The sequence below is a fragment of the Pseudomonas rhodesiae genome (assembly GCF_007858255.1).
Classification (GTDB): Bacteria; Pseudomonadota; Gammaproteobacteria; order Pseudomonadales; family Pseudomonadaceae; genus Aquipseudomonas; species Aquipseudomonas rhodesiae.
Genome location: NZ_VFEU01000026.1, coordinates 40,104 through 58,277, shown reverse-complemented (window position 1 = coordinate 58,277; position 18,174 = coordinate 40,104). Strand labels below are relative to the sequence as shown.

Genomic DNA, 18,174 nt, shown 5'->3' with positions numbered 1-18,174 from the left:
CTTTGGCCAAAGCGGGTGACGCGATGCCGCAGCCGCCAGAGCACGCACCACAGCATGCTAGACTTCGCGCCCTGCTTCCTACAGCCCCTTCTGCTCATGGGGCTGCGCACATTAAAAAAACTAGAGACAACCTCTTTATGACTGCTGCCCCTTCGCTCCTTAAACGCCTGACCCGCGTCAGCCTGGTCACGCAAATCGTCATCGGTTTGATCGCCGGGATTCTCCTGGCATTGCTACTGCCCGAAGCAGCCAAAGCCACCGGATTTATCGGCAAGGTGTTCGTCACCGCGCTCAAGGCCGTGGCGCCGATTCTGGTGTTTGTGCTGGTAATGGCGTCGATCGCCAACCATAAGCACGGCCAGGAAACCCATATTCGCCCAATCCTGTTCCTGTATCTGCTCGGCACGTTCGCCGCCGCCGTGGTCGCGGTGGTCGCCAGCATGTGGTTCCCGTCAACACTGGTGTTGGCCACCCATGACGCCACAGTGAGCGCGCCCGGCGGTATCGGCGAAGTTTTGCAAAGCCTGTTGCTGAGCGTGGTGGACAATCCGGTAAGCGCGCTGATGAATGCCAATTTCATCGGCATCCTGGCCTGGGCCATTGGCATGGGCATCGCCATCCGGCATGCCGGCGAAACTACCCGCACTGTGCTCGATGACCTGTCCAACGGCGTGACCTTGATTGTGCGCGTGGTGATTCGCTTTGCGCCGCTGGGCATTTTCGGCCTGGTGGCCTCCACCTTGGCCACCTCCGGGTTCGGCGCCCTGCTCGGCTACGCCCACCTGCTGGCAGTGCTGATCGGCTGCATGCTGTTCGTCGCGCTGGTGATCAACCCGGCCATTGTGTTCTGGAAACTGCGCCGCAACCCGTACCCGCTGGTACTGCTGTGCCTGCGCGAAAGCGGCATCACGGCGTTCTTCACCCGCAGCTCGGCGGCGAACATTCCAGTCAACCTTGCATTGAGCGAGCGCCTCGGCCTGCATGAGGACACCTATTCGGTGTCGATCCCGCTGGGCGCCACCATCAACATGGCCGGCGCCGCGATCACCATCACCGTGCTGAGCCTGGCCGCCGTGCACACACTGGGCATCAATATCGACCTGCCGACCGCCGTGTTACTCAGCGTGGTCGCGGCCATTTGTGCTTGCGGTGCCTCGGGCGTGGCCGGCGGTTCGTTGTTGCTGATTCCCCTGGCGTGCAGCCTGTTCGGCATCCCGAGTGAGATCGCCATGCAGGTGGTCGCCGTAGGTTTCATCATCGGTGTACTGCAGGATTCGGCGGAGACCGCGCTCAATTCGTCCACTGATGTGCTGTTCACTGCGGCGGCGTGCCTGGGCAAACAAAAATAACCGATCCCCCGGGACGGCCTGTTCAAGGTCTGTCCCGGGGAGAAAGGATCACGCACTGGTGCTATCAGGACTGAAGCCTTCGAGCGGTATGCCAAACCGCGAACGGGTTGTCCGATCATAGCCGTACCATTTCCCGGTTATTTCATCCAACTGAGCCGTGATACGTATCGAATCACCGCCGGTATTTGTATAAGTGCCGACGGTGACGCCGTCTTTTTTATCCTGATGAGCCCGGTCCACACCGCGATTAGCCGCAATGATCCGCCAGGTGGAGGTCCCTTTGCCCCATGCCGACTGCCACCAAGGCAGGCCTCTGGAGACGATGGCTTTTCCTCCGGCAAACGGGTTGGCCGCGCTGATCGCGCCCCGTGTCAGGATGCCGCCAGCCCGGCCTGAGAGCCCGGGGCCCAGCCTCGCGATTTTAGCCCCTGCGAAGATGCCTCCCACCGCAAACCCAAACAGGTCAAATGCCAGAAAACCAAGCCCCTCGCCTACCTTTCCCTTTTGAAACCTGTCGATAGCGGACGCAAAAGGCACCAAGGTCCGGGTCGCCGCCTGTATCTCTTCAAACACCGTCACTTCGGTATCGAATGTGGTGATGCCCCTGGCTTTCTGGGCTAGCACTTCTCGCTCTCCGGGTTTGAAGATATTGCTCAGCACGGTATCGGTGATGTACTGAGTCCGGTCAGACGTGAAGGTTTGCACAGGCCCCGGGGCCTTTTCCCGCGCACGTCGTTTCTGCTGTGCCTCTTCTCCATCTGCCACCACTTCGCGAATCGACGGGCGGCTGTAGATTCGCCTGACGCCAGGATTGGCTTGCTCAGTCAAGGGACCGGACCATTCACCCTTCAGACCCGGTTTCAGGTCGCCCGTCAAATCAGTGCGCTTGCGGATATAACCCTGCTGGGGGTTGACCTCATAGACCGTTTTGGTTGCCCCATACTTGGTGACGAACAATAACGAACGGCTATCAGCGGGCTGCTCACTCACCCTTTTTTCAGGCCCCAGATACTTTCCCCAACTCTCACGACTAGAGATGGTTTTTTCTTCGGCATAAACGCTCAGCTCGCCATACTCCAGGGCTTCTCTGTCCTGCGCAGGCAGTTGGGACATCAAGTGTTTGACCGTGACACCCATGGCCCCCTGAAGCGCGTCGTAGTAGTCGGAGACTTCCTTTTCATAGTTGTCGATGGGCGGAATGCGCCGGAACGTTTCGAACATGTCCGCAAAGGGCACCGCCGGGTCAGTGGAGTACCAGCGGGTATGCAATTGCGGTTCGAGAAAAATATCCAGAATCGAATAAGGCCCGCGCAAATACTGATGAGCCTCGGTGGGCATCAGCACCTTGGCTTCAAAATCGACATTGGGAAATGTCGCAGAGAAATGCTCCTTGAGGATCTGCAGCGCTTTTTCCTTACGGGGCACTAATGGCTCACGTTGCGCGTCGGAGGCTTTTTTCAGGGTCTCCAAGCGTTCGCTGGAGAGGGTGCGCGCCCTCTCAATTTCGTCGTCCGTGTAATTGTTGTCATCGCGCTTTGCAATTGCACCGTCCGCCACGGCCCAGTGGATCAACGCCTCCCGCCCCGCCAACGCTTCAACGTCTCTTTCGGCGCTGGTAACGGGCTCAAGGTCGTTCTTGACCAACGCCTCATAGGTCTGCCCTGCTGCCGAGCCAGGCGTGTGGAAGTTGGCCTTGGCGACGATGGCTTTGAGGCCAACCCATCCCGGCGAACCATAGGTGATAGAAGCTGGAACGTCTTTGACCAGCAGCTCTGGCGCGTGGTGTGACAGCAACAAATACGCTACGACTGGCGCGTTTCGACCATAGGTCTGCGCCAGATGGTCAGTCAGCCCTTTCACCACCGACGACAGGGGTTTACCCCAATTATCGCGCTGGGACAGATCATAGCCGGCCAACTTGTTTTTTTCGTTTGGATGCATCACCGAATGGCCATTGGCCCCCACCTGAAGCATTGAAAGCAGCCAATCCTGAGGAGTGCCGGCCCCGTTGAACCGCGCCCGCAGCTGCTCACCTACCGTTCGTGCGGCCGGTGCATTGATCATGTTCAGCAGGGCGGTGCGCGGATCCTTCAGCTCGGCATCTGACCATTGATGGCGTTGGAGCATCAGCACCGCTCCGTTATTCGTCGCCGGCAGGTCACCGTGCTGGAGCGAACGATACACGTCGGAGCTGGAAGCCTCGTGAATCGCTTTTTGGGTGGATTGATCAAGGGGAATCGGCCAGGACAACCCACCGCCCAGATCGCCGGATGGCAACGGCGAGGACCGATAAAGGCGGAACACGGCCCCGCTCATATTCCGCACCTCGGCCATCGTGGTCGGTCGCTCCCAGCCAAGGCCATCAATGAAATCTAAAAGATTCACGCGCTGCCCGGCCTTTGACTCGTTATTGAGTTGAAAGCCGGAATCAGGGTCGAGTTGGATCCATTGACTGCGCAAATAATTGGTGAACCCTTGGGCGCGGTCATAAGGCCGGCCCCCCGGGTATCGATAAGCATGCAAAGCCGCCTGTTCATCCAGATAGTTGTCGCCCTTTACGTACACGTTCAGCAACGCATGCACGAACTTCTCAAGGTCGCGTCGATTGCCCGCATCGCGTTTATCGGCGCTCTGCGCCTGTTCAGTGCTTCCTTCATTTGCTTCCGAGGGCCGGGTTTGGCCCACCGCCGTTGCCTCGCCCGACGCCTCTCGCCGGACTCGGGTGTTCGGGCCGGGCAAAACCGAAGAGGCGCCCTGACTATCCAGCACTGGCGAGGACATGTCCGACGAAGAAAAACGCGATACAGCAGCTGACAGGTGGGGCGTCGTGATCATCTAAAGCCTCTCATACACTCACGGGGATTGGGTGGAGGCACATGCCTCATCGCCTGGTGAGTGCCGCAGCAGAAAGACTTGGTTCACCGCCCTTCTGTAACCTTTTCCGACAAGGTCAGGGAATTCATAACCGCCACCCATAAAAAAACCCGGTGCCGTTCAACCTGGAACGACGCCGGGCTTTTTTGACGCTTGAGCTTAGAAAGCGCCCATGTAGTCGCGCTTGCCCACTTCCACACCGTTGTGACGCAGCAGCGCGTACGCGGTGGTGACGTGGAAGAAGAACTGCGGCAGGCCGTAAGTCAGCAGGTAGGTTTGGCCGCTGAAGCGCTTTTCTTTCGGGGTGCCTGGACGGGTGACGATCTCGATGCCTTCCTTGCCGTCGATTTGCTCGGGCTTGAGGCTGTCGATAAAGGCCAGCACCTTGGCGATCAGGGCTTGCAGGTCGGCAAAGGTCACTTCGTTGTCGTCATATTTAGGCACTTCGATCTCGGCCAGGCGCGCAGAAACGCCCTTGGCGAAGTCGACGGCGATCTGCACCTGGCGCACCAGCGGGAACATGTCAGGAAACAGACGCGCTTGCAGCAAGGCATTGGGCTCGATGTTCTTGGCCGTAGCGTGGGCTTCGGCCTTGTTCAGCACATCGCTCAGGGCGTTGAGCATTTGTTTGAACACAGGAACGGAGGCGGCGTACAGGGAAATAGTCATGGCACTCTCATCGGTAATGGCGGGGTTGCAACCAGCGGCGATTATAGCCATGCCCGCTGCTTGTCTTTTATTTTTTCAGGGATAGGCTAAGGACCTTCACTGCATAGGGAACGCGCGATGACCGCCGAGCACGACACCGATACCCCTGAGCCGCGCCTGAACAGCACGGAAATCCGCCTGCTGGGCTGCCTGATCGAAAAACAGGCGACCAACCCGGAAACCTACCCCCTGACCCTCAACGCTCTGGTACTGGCCTGCAACCAGAAAACCAGCCGCGAGCCGGTGATGAACCTCAGCCAGGGCCAGGTGGGCCAGAGCTTGCGTGCGCTGGAAGGCCAAGGCTTCACTCGCCTGGTGATGGGCAGCCGTGCCGACCGCTGGGAACATCGGGTGGACAAGGCGCTGGAACTGGTGCCGGCCCAGGTGATCCTGATCGGGCTGTTGTTCCTGCGCGGCCCGCAGACGGTCAACGAACTGCTCACTCGCAGCGCTCGCATGCATGATTTCGAGGACACCGAACAGGTCGTGCACCAGCTCGAACGCCTGATCGCCCGCGGGCTGGCGGTGCTAGTGCCGCGTCAGGCTGGGCAGCGGGAAGACCGTTACACCCATGCGCTGGGCGATCCGGCGGATATCGAGGCGATTATCGCGGCGCGGGCAAGCCCGGTGGAGCGTGGCGCCAGCGGGGTGTCCGCCGAACGTATCGAAGAGCTAGAAGCGCGAATCGCCGCGCTGGAGGAACGCTTGGCACAGTTGGAACAGGCCTGACACGGTAATAGGCGGGGCCGGGGGCCCGATGGCAGTGAGCCAGCCAACACCCTCATCGCCTGATAGACCTATATCGGGGGCAAGCCCCCTCCCACCTTGGATCTGCCCTTGCCTTGAGCTTGGCGCACCGACCGTTGGGCCACCGAGCTCGAGTGAACGCGGTCAAACCTGTGGAAGGGGGCTTGCCCCCGATGGTGGTGAGACGATCAATACCTTGATTGCCTGATAGACCTATATCGGGGGCAAGCCCCCTCCCACCTTGGATCTGCACTTGCCTTGAGCTTGGCGCGCCGAACGTTGGGCCACCGAGCTCGAGTGAACGCGGTCAAACCTGTGGGAGGGGGCTTGCCCCCGAGGGCGGTGAGACGATCAATACCTTCATTGCCTGATAGATCTATATCGGGGGCAAGCCCCCTCCCACCTTGGATCTGCCCTTGCCTTGAGCTTGGCGCACCGACCGTTGGGCCACGAGCTAGAGTGAACGCGGTCAAACCTGTGGGAAGGGGCTTGCCCCCGAGGGCGGTGAGACGATCAATACCTTCATCGCCTGATAGACCTATATCGGGGGCAAGCCCCCTCCCACCTTGGATCTGCGCTTGCCTTGAGCTTGGCGCACCGACCGTTGGGCCACGAGCTAGAGTGAACGCGGTCAAACCTGTGGGAGGGGGCTTGCCCCCGATGGCAGTGAGCCGATCAATACCTTCATGTCTGATCGACCTATATCCAACTTGCCGGTGCTTTTTTAGAGACGGGCGAAGGCCACGGCTTTTTCGAATTGTTCCTGGGTCGGCCGCACACCGGTATAGAGCACGAACTGTTCCAACGCCTGGATGGCGATCACTTCCAACCCGGTAATCACCTGTTTGCCGTTGGCTCGGGCATGCACAATCAACGGTGTTTCGGCGGGAATCGCCACCACATCGAAGACAGTCCGCGCAGTCTCGATGATGTCTGCGTCAAACGCCAATGCCTCCGCCTCCGCGCCGCCGGTCATGCCGATGGGCGTGACGTTTATCAGCATTTGCGGACGCAGGCCGGTCATATCCCCCTGCCAGGCGTACCCCAGGTGCTGGGCCAGCGCCCGCCCCGCTCTCTCGTTACGCGCCACGATCACACCGTTGGCGTAGCCACCGTCGCGCAGGGCACTGGCCACGGCCTTGGCCATGCCGCCACTGCCACGCAGGGCGAAGGTGGAATCCTGGGGGACCGCATGCTTTTTCAGCAGTTGCTCGACGGCGATGTAGTCTGTGTTATAGGCCTTGAGATGGCCGTGGGTGTTGACGATGGTGTTCAACGAATCGATGGCTTGAACCGAATCGTCGAGTTCGTCCACCAAGGCAATGGCCGCCTCCTTGAATGGCATGGACACCCCGCAACCCCGGATCCCCAAGGCCCGGATACCGCCGATCGCGCCGGGCAAATCCTGGCTGCTGAAGGCCTTATAGTAAAAATTCAGACCCAACTGCTCGTACAGATGGTTATGAAACCGCAAGCCGAAATTACCGGGGCGCGCCGACAGTGACATGCACAGCTGGGTGTCCTTGTTGGGGTGCATCTGCATGGAAAACTCCTGTGAGTAAGCAAATCGGTACAGACCTTACACAACCTTTACCTAGCGGCCGTGCTGTTTTTCAGAAATACGTTGTCTTAAAAGTATCCCCGCGACATGACTTGAGTCCATTGATGGCAGGACACGAGCGCAGGGGCTAACCGAGGAATGACCATGATTCGTACAATCCCCAAGATCGCCTTGCTGGTAGGTGCACTCGCTATGGCTGGCCAAGCCTCCGCCCACGGTGGTGGATGGGCGGGGCCGGCTGCCTTGGGTGCGTTGGTCGGCGCCGCCGTGGTGGGCTCGGTGGTGGCCAGCCAACCCCGCGAAGTCTACGTGCAGCAACCGGTGTATGTGCAGCCGCAGCCTGTCTACGCCGCTCCGCCGCCGGTCTACTACGCGCCACCGCCGCCTGTGTATGTGCAACAGCAAGTGTATTACCGCCCGGCGCCGGTCTATTACGGCCCACCGCGCGGTTACTATGGCCCGCCCCATGGTTACTACCGTCGTGGCTGGTAACTGTTCGATCTGAAACTGGCCTCGCAATCGTGCGAGGCCTTTTTTTTTGCGCCGAGTCCGGTTTTATCGCGTCAAGGTCGCAATGGAGACATTGTCTGGTGCGCAATCGCACATGATAGACACCAATGTCTACTTGCTCGAACAGGGCTCGCGCTGTCATGTTTGCGTCACATAACCCTTTCACTATCGAGCCTGTCCACCCAATAACAATTAAGGACGATTAACCATGCCCACACAAAACCCACACCGTACCGCCGGCCTTTGCACCTCCAGCAAGGTGTACAGTGCCCTGACCGAACTCAAGCACCTGGAAGGTCACCGCAGCGCGAAGTTCCTCGCCTTGCTCGCGGAGAACCTGGTGCGCAAGGGGCTGCTCAGTGAGCAGGAAGTGGTGAGCATGCTGGATCAAGTGGTGGACTGACGCGTGGCATCAATGTCGACTATCGAGACAGTTGATTTTTCCTCAGCCGCCATGGCCCGTAAGGTGACCCCTACCACGATTGGAGGTCCTTATGCCCACTGTTCATATCATGTCCGTCATCGGCAGTGCCGTCCCCGCCGCTCTGCGCGCCTCGGGGGTGTTGGCTTGCTGGTACTTGGTACGCGAAGGCGAGCCGATCACCGGCCCGCTGACATCGCTCAAAGCCGCCGAACACCAATTGAAAGCCACCACCTACCAGTTGGAAGCCTGATGCTACCGGTTCACGGCAATGGCAACTTGACCCGCGGCTTGCTCTCGACAAACAGCGCCCAACTGGACATGAACAGCGCCGCCACCAGCGGGCCGATCACAAACCCGTTAAGGCCAAACACTGACAAGCCGCCCAGGGTCGAGATCAGGATCAAGTAATCCGGCATCTTGGTGTCCTTGCCCACCAGGATCGGGCGCAGCACGTTGTCCACCAGGCCGATCACAAACACGCCGAACAACGCCAGCACCACGCCCTGCCAGATCGCCCCGCTCATCAGGAAATATGCCGCCACCGGCCCCCATACAATGCCCGCGCCCACCGCCGGCAGCAGTGAAAGAAATGCCATCAGCACCGCCCATAGCAGCGCGCTGGGAATGTCCAGGAACCAGAAAATCAACCCGCCTAACGCGCCCTGAGTCACGGCCACCAGCACATTGCCCTTGACCGTGGCCCGCACCACGCGGTTGAACTTGAGCTGCAGGCGACGCTTTTGCGGTTCAGCCAACGGCACTGCGGTGCGCACCTTGCGTACCAGCTCCGGGCCGTCGCGCAGAAAGAAAAACAGCAGATACAGCATGATGAAAAAACTCACCAGAAAATCGAACGTGCCTTGGCCAAAGCTGAACGCCTGGGTGGCAAAGAATTGGCTGCCCTGCATCGCACTCTTGACGATCTTCTCGCGCAGCCCTTCCAGGTTGCCCATGCCGAAGCGATCCAGCAGATGCTGGAAATACGGCGGCAGGAAATTCTTGAACTGCTCGATATAGCCCGCCACATCCAACTTGCCGCTTTCGATGTTCTTGTACAGCGTGGCCCCCTCTTGTACCAACAAGGCACTGGTGATGATCACCGGCAAAATCGCGACGACCAGACACGCAGTCAGGGTGGTCAGGGAGGTAAGGTTACGGTTCCAGCCGAACTTGAGCTGCAGGCGGCGCTGCATGGGCGCAAAGATAATGCCGAGGATCACCGCCCAGAACACCGCGCCGTAGAACGGCAGCAATATCCAGATAAAGGCAACGGTCACCAGGACCAGCAGTAACAACAGGGTTTTGAATTGCAGGGTGGTTTGGTTCATGTCCGGTCCATGTCAGAAAAGCAATGGGCCTGTGTAGGCCCTGATGCTTAGTCCGCGACGAAACCTGGGAGTGCCCTTATTTATCGCACCCCCGCAAACCGCCCTCTTCATGGGGGCGAAACGCCTGCCTTGGCCTCGTCCAACAATTCCCGAATCATCCGTTCCTGAGCTTCGTAGCGTCCTTCGCCGAAGTGGCTGTAGCGTATGCGGCCCTTGGCATCGATCAGGTAATGGGCGGGCCAGTACTGATTGTCGAAGTTGCGCCAGATCGCGTAGTTATTGTCGATGGCCACCGGGTAGGCGATTCCCAGTTTGCGCACTTGGGCCTTCACGTTGTCGATGATGCGCTCGTACCCGTATTCCGGTGTATGGACACCGATCACCACCAAGCCGTCCTTGGCGTATTTCTCAGCCCACGCTTTGACATACGGCAGGGCGTGCTGGCAGTTGATGCAGTCATAGGTCCAGAAATCCACCAGCACCACTTTGCCTTTGAGCGCCTGCGCGGTCAGTTCCGGCGAGTTGAGCCATTCAACGGCGCCGGACAACGACGGCATCGCACCTTGATCGCTATCGGCCAGCGGCGCGGCCTTGACCTTGCTTACCAGGTAATCGACCACCTTGGGCACGTTTTCCAGCACGCCGCTCTCCAGGCGACTGACGCCCTCGGAAGACGTGCGGGCCAGCAGGGTTCGGTCGGCCCCGGTAGTTATCAGCACCGCAGCCGCCAATACCGCCACCCCAGCGCACCGCCGCAGCCAACCGGTAAGCGGAATCGATGCTTTGAGCCGGTTTACCAGGCTACGTCCGGCGAAGATCAGTGTGCCCAGGGACAGCGCGCTGCCCAAGCCATAAGCCAGCAGCAACAAACTGGTCTGCGCATTGGCGCCCTGCAGCATTGCACCGGTCAGGATCACCCCAAGGATCGGCCCGGCGCACGGCGCCCACAACAAGCCCGTGGCGACCCCGATCAGCAGCGACTTGAGCGGTCCCGACAGCGCCCGACTGTCGGGATCAATGCGATTGCCCAGCAGTACGAAGGGGCGCGCCAACCAGCCACCGATCCGCGCGGAGATCAACGACAGCGCAAACAGCACCATCACGATCAACGCCACATGCCGGCCGGTGGCGTTGGTGCGCACCACCCATTCGCTGCTGACCACCGCCAGGCTGGCGATCAGCGCGAAGGTCAGTGCCATGCCGCCGAGGGTCAGCAGGATTGAGCGACGCGTGCGGTCGACACCGGCGAACAAAAACGGTACCACCGGCAGGATACAAGGACTGAGGACGGTCAGAATGCCGCCCAGGAATGCGATCAATAGCATGATGTTCACCTTGGGTCGCGCATGGCGGACTCAGTTGTCGCCGATGCAGGCGTCGGACACTTTCTGGTAGTTCAGGACCTGTGTGATGCCGTTGGAATCGAGGTAGGTCATCCGCGCACCCACCACGCCGCATGTCGGCCCGGCGTCTTCAGTGATCGACAGTACTTTGCGGATATCCAAGTGCGTGCCGTAGGTGTAGGTCTGCTGATTGGCACTGGCTTCAGCGCGCGCTGACAAGGTGCAGATATTGAGCGCGGCGAACAGGCAGCCGGCATAGAGGGCTTTGGTGTTCATGGCGATAGGCTCCCGGTTGAGGCGAGGCGGTGTGCCTCGTTGGAACCGATTAGAAAGGCCGCAGGTATCGCGCCTGTGTCGCAAATCGCTGCGTATCAATCGGGGTGTATCCACAGCAACTGGGGATACACAGCGATACAAAAATGACCTGGATCAATAACCCCGCGCCCGCCCTGCACTACCCTCGCGCCTTTTTGCGACCCTACGCCATGCCCACTGTTATCGCCCCCGAACTGCTCGCTCCCGCCGGCACCCTGAAAAACATGCGCTACGCCTTCGCCTACGGCGCCGATGCGGTGTACGCCGGCCAACCGCGTTACAGCCTGCGGGTGCGCAATAACGAGTTCGATCACGCCAACCTGGCCCTCGGTATCCAGGAAGCGCATGCCCAGGGCAAGCGCTTCTATGTGGTGGTGAACATCGCGCCGCACAACGCCAAGCTCAAGACCTTCCTCAAGGACCTGGCACCGGTGATCGCCATGGGTCCGGATGCGCTGATCATGTCCGATCCAGGGCTGATCATGCTGGTGCGCCGACACTTCCCGCAGATGCCGATTCACTTGTCGGTGCAGGCCAATACGGTGAACTGGGCGAGCGTGGAGTTCTGGCAGCAGCAAGGGATCTGCCGGGTGATTCTGTCGCGGGAATTGTCGCTGGAGGAGATCGGCGAAATCCGTGAGCAGGTGCCGGCCATGGAGCTGGAAGTGTTTGTACACGGCGCCCTGTGCATGGCGTATTCCGGGCGCTGCCTGCTCTCGGGCTATATGAATAAGCGCGACGCCAACCAGGGCACCTGCACCAATGCCTGCCGCTGGAAGTACCAGGCCACTCCGGCGGTGGAAAACGCCACCGGCGAGATCGTGCAGCAATACGCGCCGGAACCGACCCTGGGTATCGGTGCGCCCACCGATCAGGTGTTTCTGTTACAGGAAGCCAACCGCCCCAACGAGCAGATGCCTGCGTTCGAGGACGAGCACGGCACCTACATCATGAACGCCAAGGACCTACGCGCCGTACAGCATGTGGAGCGCCTGACCCATATGGGCGTGCACTCGCTGAAGATCGAAGGCCGCACCAAGTCGCACTTCTATTGCGCGCGCACCACCCAGGTGTATCGCCGCGCCATCGACGATGCGGTGGCCGGTCGCGCGTTCGACCGCAACCTGATGACCGACCTCGACTCTTTGGCCCAGCGCGGCTACACCGAAGGTTTCCTGCGCCGGCACGTCCACGATGAGTACCAGAACTACCAGAACGGCAGCTCCGTCTCCGAGCGCCAGCAGTTTGTCGGCGAACTGACCGGCGAACGCCGGGGCGAGCTGGCCGAGGTCAAGGTCAAGAACCGCTTCGCCGTGGGCAATCACCTGGAATTGATGACGCCCACCGGCAATTTTCACTTCGACTTGGCCAGCCTGCGCAACGCCAAGGACGAAGCCATCGACGTAGCGCCGGGGGACGGGCACACGGTGTATATCCCGCTGCCCGTTGAGATGGATTTGCGCTTTGGCTTGTTGATGCGCGACGTTTGATCAGATCCTGAACTGACCGACCAGTTGCCCCAGGCGCTGGCCCAGGTCCGCCAGGCTGCGCGACGTCTGGGCCCCCAGTTGGGTTTCATCGGCCACGCTGTCCACCGCCGAGGCAATCTGATGCACGCTGCGGTTGATCTCTTCGGCCACGGCGGTTTGTTCTTCGGCGGCGCTGGCGATCTGGGCGTTCATTGAATTGATGGTGGCAATCAGCTGGGCCATGGTGTCCAGCGACGCTCCGGCCTGGTTGGCCTGGGCCGAGGTGCCATCGCCGGCCTCGCTGGAACGGCGCATGGCTTCCACGGCGGCTTCGGTGCCGGTTTGCAGGCGGTCGATCATGCCCTGGATTTCTTGGGTGCTGGTCTGGGTGCGGCTGGCCAGGGCGCGCACTTCGTCGGCCACCACCGCAAAGCCACGACCGGCCTCCCCGGCCCGCGCGGCCTCGATGGCGGCGTTAAGGGCCAACAGGTTGGTCTGCTCGGCAATCGAGCGGATCACACTCAACACGCTGACAATCGACGTCACATCCTGTTGCAGGCTGTCGAGGGACACGCCGCTGCTGCGGATGTCGTTCACCAACGCGTGGATCTGCGCGATGCTGCCGTCCACCACGCGCTTGGCGGCCTGGCCTTCGGCGTCGGTCTGCTGCGCGGCCACCGAGGCGCCCTGGGCACTGCGCGCCACTTCCTGGGCGGCGGACGACATTTGATTGATGGCGGTGGCGACCTGGTCCGTCTCGTGGCGCTGCCGTTCCATGGCCTGTTCCGAGCGGTGGGCCTGGTCGGACACCTGGCCCACCAGGCCGGTGAGCTGTGCGGTCATTTCGGTGATCTGGCGCACCAGGCCGTGGATCTTGTCGACAAACCGGTTGAACGCGCCGGCCAGCTCGCCCAACTCGTCCTGGCTGGTGATGGCCAGGCGCCGAGTCAGGTCACCCTCGCCGGCGGCAATATCGTCGAGGTTGGCTTTCATCAAATGCAACGGACGCAAAATGGTATTGGCCAGCACCATGCCCGCAGCGGCGATCACCAGCAACACCACCACGGCCACGCCGAGGATACTCAGCAACACACCTTCCATGCGCGCTTTGACCTTGGCCTCGACCACCGCCACCTGGGCTTCGATGCCGTCGAGGTTGACCGAGGTACCGATGACCATATCCCACTTGGGCAGGTAATCGGTGTAGCCAAGCTTGGGCACCAGTTCGGTCTGCCCCGGCTGGGTCGAGCTGTATTGCAGGTAATGGCTACCGTCCTTGCCGACCTTGACCAGGTCGCGGTTGACGTAGACGCCATTGGGGTCGCGGTTGTCTTTGAAACTCTTGCCCACGCCGTCGGGGCTATTGCCCTTGAACAGGCGGATGGTCTCGGAGTCGTAGCCGAAGAAGTAACCGTCCTTGCCGTAGCTGATGTTGGACAGCAGCTTGACCACCTCGGCACGCGCCGCCGTATCGCCGGGCGCGGCGGCGTCGTAGAGCGGCTTAATGGTGCTCATGGCCACTTCCACATAACCTTGCAGCGTGGCCTTGGCGTTATTGAGCAGGCGCTGGCGGGTTTCATCCACCTCGCTGCGCGCCTGGCCCTGAAGAATCCACACCGTGGTGAGGCTGATGACCAGCGCGAACAGCAACACCGGCACGACGGCGAGGGACAGGACTTTGGCCTTCAGACTCAGACGCATGGCTTTTCTCTCTTATTAAGCGACTTGAGAGGGTATCGGCCGATGGTAGGTGTTCTGTAGGAGCGAACCCAATCTTTCCTACAGAAACAGGGGTCAAAGGGTCATGGCCGCCAACCAGCCAAAGGCCAGCAACGGCAGGTTGTAATGCAAGAATGTCGGCACCACGGTGTCCCAGATGTGGTGGTGCTGACCGTCGATATTCAGGCCGGAAGTCGGACCGAGGGTGGAGTCCGACGCAGGCGAGCCAGCATCGCCCAGGGCCCCCGCCGTGCCAACGATGCACACAATGGCCAGCGGACTGAAGCCCAACTGCACGCACAACGGCACGAAGATCGCGGCCAGGATCGGCACCGTGGAAAACGACGAACCAATGCCCATGGTCACCAGTAGGCCCACCAGCAACATCAGCAGCGCGCCGACCCCACGGCTATGGCCGATGAACGCAGCCGAAGTTTCCACCAGCGAACGCACGTCCCCAGTGGCCTTGAGCACTTCGGCGAACCCCGAGGCGGCGATCATGATGAAGCCGATCATCGCCATCATCTTCATGCCTTCGGTGAACAGGTCGTCGGTCTCGCGCCAGCGCACGATGCCCGAGGCCGAGAAGATCAGGAACCCGGCCAGCGCACCGATGATCATCGAATCCAGCCACAGCTGAATGATGAACGCCGAGGCAATCGCCACGCCGGCCACCAGCAGGGTCAGCGGGTTGTACTGCACCGCCACCTGCTCGACCCGCTCGATTTTCGCCAGGTCGTACACGCGCTTTTTGCGGTAGCTGATAAACACCGCCACCAGCAGGCCAACCACCATGCCCAGCGCCGGCAGGCCCATGGCGTGAGTCACGTTGACCTGGCTGACGTCCACGCCGCTCTTGGCCACGTTGGCCAACAGGATCTGGTTGAGGAAGATATTGCCGAAGCCCACCGGCAGGAACATGTACGGCGTGATCAGGCCGAAGGTCATCACACAGGCGATCAAGCGCCGATCCAATTGCAGCTTGGTCAGCACATACAGCAGCGGCGGCACCAGCAGCGGGATAAACGCAATGTGAATCGGCAGGATGTTTTGCGATGCAATCGCCACTACCCACAACAGACCGATCAGCAGCCATTTGACATGACTGCCGCCAGTGGCGTCCTGACGGTCCACTAACAGCAGGGCCTTGTCGGCCAGGGCATGGGCCAGGCCGGACTTGGCGATGGCCACCGCGAATGCACCGAGCAAGGCGTAGGACAACGCCACCGTCGCGCCCCCACCGAGGCCGCCGTTGAAGGCGCTGAGGGTGGCTTCGATCCCCAGGCCGCCGGTGAGACCGCCCACCAGGGCGCCGACAATGATGGCGATGACCACATGCACGCGGGACAGGCTAAGCACCAGCATGGTGCCGACCGCGGCGATGACTGCGTTAATCATGGTTACCTCAAGCAGAAACAGAAAAACAGGCATGCCCGCGCCCCAGCGGCCCATCGGAGGGCGGCCAGTGTGCAGGCTTCAAGGAGGTCTTATTAGAGGGCGGGCACTTTGCAGCAGGCGCGGCCCTATGTCAAAAGCCGCTGCCGAGGGACGCGCCGCTCCGGCAGGTTTAAATTGATCGTTTGAATAAAGAAAATCTTTCTGCGGCCGATAAACGGGCTCTTTGTGTTTTCAGGTAAGGATGTCCGATGTCGCTCAGACAACTCTCCATTCAATGGAAAATCACCCTGCTCGCCGGCCTCTGCCTGCTGGGAATCGTGAGCCTGCTGGTGGGTTTGTCGCTGTACCGCATGGCGCAGAGTTCCGAGCAGGTCAAAGCCTCCAGCATGCAGATGCTCAATGAAGCCGCCCAGGCACGTATCGAGGCCCAGGGCGAGGTGCAGGCGCTGGGTATCCGTCGGCAATTCATGGACGCTTATCAATATGGCCATGGCTTTGCCCGCCAGGTGCTGTTCTTGCGCGAGCAGGCGGAGAAGCGCTTTCTGGACGCCTTCGACACCCGCGAAGACCTGACCCGCCAGGTCAGAGCCGCGTTGCAGGCCAACCCGGACCTGTTGGGCCTGTCCCTGGTGTTCGAAGCCAATGCGCTGGACGGCAAGGATGAGTTGTTCGCCGGCCAAACCGAGCTGGGCAGCAACGACAAGGGCCGCTTCGCCCTGTATTGGTCGCAGCCGACACCCGGCCAGTTGACCTCCATGGCATTGCCGGAAAGCGACATGACCGACACCACCGTCGGCCCCAGTGGCGAAAAGGCCAACGCCTGGTTCACCTGCCCGCGCAGCACCCTCAAGCCTTGCGTGATCGAACCCTACTTTTATGTGATCAACGGCCAGAACGTGCTGATGACCAGCATCGTGTTTCCGTTGATGGCCAACGGCAAAGTCATCGCGTCGCTGTCGGTGGACATCAACCTCAACAGTTTGCAGGCCGTGAGCCAACAGGCCAGCGCCAAGCTGTACGACGGCCAGACACAGGTCAGCATCCTCAGCCCCACCGGCCTGCTCGCCGGCTACAGCGCGGACGCCAGCAAACTCAGCCAGCGTTTGGACCAGGTCGACCGCCGCAGCGGCGCTCAACTGATCGGCGCCCTGGCCGGCAGCACCGGCATCAGCAGCCTGCGCACCGAGCATCAACTCAAAGTGCTGGCGCCGTTCGCACCGATTCCCGACGGCAAGCCCTGGGGCGTATTGCTGGACGTGCCGGAAAAAGTCCTGGTAGGTCCCGCCGAGGCCCTCAAGGCGCAAATGGATGCGGACAACACGCGCGGCACCCTGCTCGAACTGAGCCTGGGCCTGCTGGCAGCGGTGATCGGCCTGATTCTGGTATGGCTGATGGCGCGCAGCGTGACCCGGCCGATCCTGGGGGTGGCGCACATGCTCGAAGACATCGCCAGCGGCGAAGGCGACCTGACGCGGCGCCTGGCCTATGACAAACGCGATGAACTGGGGCAACTGGCCGGCTGGTTCAACCGTTTCCTCGACAAACTGCAGCCGATCATTGCCGAGGTCAAACGCTCGGTACAAGACGCCCGTGGCACCGCCGACCAGTCGGCCGCGATCGCCACCCAGACCAGCGCCGGCATGGAGCAGCAGTACCGCCAGGTCGACCAGGTGGCCACTGCTTCCCATGAAATGAGCGCCACCGCCCAGGACGTGGCCCGCAGCGCGGCACAGGCGGCCCAGGCAGCGCGCGAGGCCGACCAGGCGACGCGCGATGGCCTCAACGTGATTGACCGCACCACCGCCAATATTGGTCAACTGGCGGCGGACATGAGCACCGCCATGACCCAGGTCGAAGGCCTTTCGGCCAACAGCGAGAAGATCGGTTCGGTGCTGGAAGTGATCCGGGGCATCGCCGAGCAGACCAATCTGCTGGCGCTCAATGCCGCGATTGAAGCCGCCCGTGCCGGTGAGGCCGGACGTGGCTTCGCAGTAGTGGCCGACGAAGTGCGCAACCTGGCGCAACGCACCCAGGCATCGGTGGAGGAAACGCGCCTGGTGATCGAGCACTTGCAGAGCGGCACCACCGACGTGGTTGGTGCCATGGGCAGCAGTTATCGCCAGGCTCAGGGCAGCGTCGAACAGGTCGGCCAGGCCGTCACCGCACTGCGCCAGATCGGCGACGCGGTCACCGTGATCAGCGATATGAACCTGCAAATCGCCAGTGCCGCGGAGGAGCAAAGCGCCGTCGCCGAAGAGATCAACCACAACGTGGCGACCATCCGCGATGTGACCGAATCGCTGTCGGAACAGGCCAATGAATCGGCGCGGGTGAGCCAGGCGCTGAACAGCCTGGCCAATCAACAACAGGGGTTGATGGATCAGTTCCGGGTCTGACGCTTGAAGGCCACCCACGGTGGGCGGGAGCTT

Annotated in this window: 15 protein-coding genes; 7 read left to right on the top strand and 8 right to left on the bottom strand. The window is 61.1% G+C overall.

Annotated elements, in window-relative coordinates; translation table 11 throughout:
• The first annotated feature begins 137 nt into the window (after window positions 1-137).
• Window positions 138-1,349, top strand: a complete 1,212-nt coding sequence (gene sstT / locus FIV35_RS24620; protein WP_034137725.1) for a serine/threonine transporter SstT — start codon at window positions 138-140, stop codon at window positions 1,347-1,349.
• Window positions 1,350-1,397: 48 nt separating this feature from the next.
• Here the strand turns inward: sstT and FIV35_RS24615 are convergent, their stop codons facing one another.
• Window positions 1,398-4,184: a hypothetical protein gene (locus FIV35_RS24615; protein ID WP_052198942.1), complete on the bottom strand. Its 2,787-nt coding sequence runs from the start codon at window positions 4,182-4,184 to the stop codon at window positions 1,398-1,400.
• 198 nt (window positions 4,185-4,382) lie between these two features.
• On the bottom strand, window positions 4,383-4,892 hold the full coding sequence (locus FIV35_RS24610; RefSeq protein ID WP_034137724.1) for a DUF1993 domain-containing protein: 510 nt from the start codon (window positions 4,890-4,892) through the stop codon (window positions 4,383-4,385).
• Window positions 4,893-5,009: 117 nt separating this feature from the next.
• Between FIV35_RS24610 and FIV35_RS24605 the strand changes: the two genes are divergently transcribed.
• Window positions 5,010-5,660, top strand: coding sequence for a YceH family protein (locus FIV35_RS24605; RefSeq protein ID WP_034137723.1), 651 nt, complete (start codon window positions 5,010-5,012; stop codon window positions 5,658-5,660).
• A gap of 742 nt (window positions 5,661-6,402) precedes the next feature.
• Here the strand turns inward: FIV35_RS24605 and FIV35_RS24600 are convergent.
• The gene (locus tag FIV35_RS24600; protein WP_034137722.1) at window positions 6,403-7,221 is read right to left on the bottom strand and encodes a shikimate 5-dehydrogenase; all 819 of its coding nucleotides are present in this window, start codon (window positions 7,219-7,221) and stop codon (window positions 6,403-6,405) included.
• Window positions 7,222-7,377: 156 nt separating this feature from the next.
• Between FIV35_RS24600 and FIV35_RS24595 the strand changes: the two genes are divergently transcribed.
• The 3 genes from FIV35_RS24595 to FIV35_RS24585 all read left to right on the top strand — a co-directional run bounded on the left by FIV35_RS24595 (window position 7,378) and on the right by FIV35_RS24585 (window position 8,423).
• Window positions 7,378-7,731 carry a hypothetical protein gene (locus FIV35_RS24595; protein ID WP_034096854.1) on the top strand — a complete coding sequence of 118 codons (354 nt, stop codon included), beginning with the start codon at window positions 7,378-7,380 and terminating at the stop codon, window positions 7,729-7,731.
• Window positions 7,732-7,957: 226 nt separating this feature from the next.
• Window positions 7,958-8,152, top strand: coding sequence for a hypothetical protein (locus tag FIV35_RS24590; protein ID WP_034137721.1), 195 nt, complete (start codon window positions 7,958-7,960; stop codon window positions 8,150-8,152).
• 91 nt (window positions 8,153-8,243) lie between these two features.
• Window positions 8,244-8,423, top strand: a complete 180-nt coding sequence (locus FIV35_RS24585) for a hypothetical protein (protein WP_034096853.1) — start codon at window positions 8,244-8,246, stop codon at window positions 8,421-8,423.
• Window positions 8,424-8,433: 10 nt separating this feature from the next.
• Here FIV35_RS24585 and FIV35_RS24580 read toward each other — a convergent pair whose 3' ends face one another.
• The 3 genes from FIV35_RS24580 to FIV35_RS24570 form a co-directional block, all read right to left on the bottom strand.
• Window positions 8,434-9,501: an AI-2E family transporter gene (locus tag FIV35_RS24580; protein ID WP_034137720.1), complete on the bottom strand. Its 1,068-nt coding sequence runs from the start codon at window positions 9,499-9,501 to the stop codon at window positions 8,434-8,436.
• A 107-nt stretch (window positions 9,502-9,608) separates the two neighbouring features.
• Window positions 9,609-10,826 carry a cytochrome c biogenesis protein DipZ gene (locus FIV35_RS24575; RefSeq protein ID WP_034137719.1) on the bottom strand — a complete coding sequence of 406 codons (1,218 nt, stop codon included), beginning with the start codon at window positions 10,824-10,826 and terminating at the stop codon, window positions 9,609-9,611.
• Between the two features lie 30 nt (window positions 10,827-10,856).
• A complete protein-coding gene (locus tag FIV35_RS24570; RefSeq protein ID WP_034137718.1) occupies window positions 10,857-11,120 on the bottom strand; it encodes a DUF2790 domain-containing protein in 264 nt (87 codons plus the stop codon).
• 209 nt (window positions 11,121-11,329) lie between these two features.
• Between FIV35_RS24570 and trhP the strand changes: the two genes are divergently transcribed.
• Window positions 11,330-12,649, top strand: a complete 1,320-nt coding sequence (gene trhP / locus FIV35_RS24565; protein ID WP_034137739.1) for a prephenate-dependent tRNA uridine(34) hydroxylase TrhP — start codon at window positions 11,330-11,332, stop codon at window positions 12,647-12,649.
• Here the strand turns inward: trhP and FIV35_RS30465 are convergent, their stop codons facing one another.
• Together FIV35_RS30465 and FIV35_RS24555 are read right to left on the bottom strand one after the other, a co-directional pair.
• The gene (locus FIV35_RS30465; protein ID WP_034137717.1) at window positions 12,650-14,329 is read right to left on the bottom strand and encodes a methyl-accepting chemotaxis protein; all 1,680 of its coding nucleotides are present in this window, start codon (window positions 14,327-14,329) and stop codon (window positions 12,650-12,652) included.
• Window positions 14,330-14,422: 93 nt separating this feature from the next.
• A complete protein-coding gene (locus FIV35_RS24555; protein ID WP_162276719.1) occupies window positions 14,423-15,742 on the bottom strand; it encodes a Na+/H+ antiporter family protein in 1,320 nt (439 codons plus the stop codon).
• 251 nt (window positions 15,743-15,993) lie between these two features.
• On the opposite strand from FIV35_RS24555, the gene FIV35_RS24550 reads away from it, so the two are divergent.
• Entirely contained in the window at window positions 15,994-18,141 is a 2,148-nt protein-coding gene (locus tag FIV35_RS24550) for a methyl-accepting chemotaxis protein (protein WP_034137716.1), read from the top strand.
• The last annotated feature ends 33 nt before the right edge of the window (window positions 18,142-18,174 follow it).

Excerpts from the sequence above, each read along its gene's own strand:
- sstT (WP_034137725.1), top strand. The coding sequence starts at position 138 with ATGACTGCTGCCCCTTCGCTCCTTAAACGCCTGACCCGCGTCAGCCTG.
- FIV35_RS24615 (WP_052198942.1), bottom strand. The coding sequence starts at position 4,184 with ATGATCACGACGCCCCACCTGTCAGCTGCTGTATCGCGTTTTTCTTCG.
- FIV35_RS24610 (WP_034137724.1), bottom strand. The coding sequence starts at position 4,892 with ATGACTATTTCCCTGTACGCCGCCTCCGTTCCTGTGTTCAAACAAATG.
- FIV35_RS24605 (WP_034137723.1), top strand. The coding sequence starts at position 5,010 with ATGACCGCCGAGCACGACACCGATACCCCTGAGCCGCGCCTGAACAGC.
- FIV35_RS24600 (WP_034137722.1), bottom strand. The coding sequence starts at position 7,221 with ATGCAGATGCACCCCAACAAGGACACCCAGCTGTGCATGTCACTGTCG.
- FIV35_RS24595 (WP_034096854.1), top strand. The coding sequence starts at position 7,378 with ATGACCATGATTCGTACAATCCCCAAGATCGCCTTGCTGGTAGGTGCA.
- FIV35_RS24590 (WP_034137721.1), top strand. The coding sequence starts at position 7,958 with ATGCCCACACAAAACCCACACCGTACCGCCGGCCTTTGCACCTCCAGC.
- FIV35_RS24585 (WP_034096853.1), top strand. The coding sequence starts at position 8,244 with ATGCCCACTGTTCATATCATGTCCGTCATCGGCAGTGCCGTCCCCGCC.
- FIV35_RS24580 (WP_034137720.1), bottom strand. The coding sequence starts at position 9,501 with ATGAACCAAACCACCCTGCAATTCAAAACCCTGTTGTTACTGCTGGTC.
- FIV35_RS24575 (WP_034137719.1), bottom strand. The coding sequence starts at position 10,826 with ATGCTATTGATCGCATTCCTGGGCGGCATTCTGACCGTCCTCAGTCCT.
- FIV35_RS24570 (WP_034137718.1), bottom strand. The coding sequence starts at position 11,120 with ATGAACACCAAAGCCCTCTATGCCGGCTGCCTGTTCGCCGCGCTCAAT.
- trhP (WP_034137739.1), top strand. The coding sequence starts at position 11,330 with ATGCCCACTGTTATCGCCCCCGAACTGCTCGCTCCCGCCGGCACCCTG.
- FIV35_RS30465 (WP_034137717.1), bottom strand. The coding sequence starts at position 14,329 with ATGCGTCTGAGTCTGAAGGCCAAAGTCCTGTCCCTCGCCGTCGTGCCG.
- FIV35_RS24550 (WP_034137716.1), top strand. The coding sequence starts at position 15,994 with ATGTCGCTCAGACAACTCTCCATTCAATGGAAAATCACCCTGCTCGCC.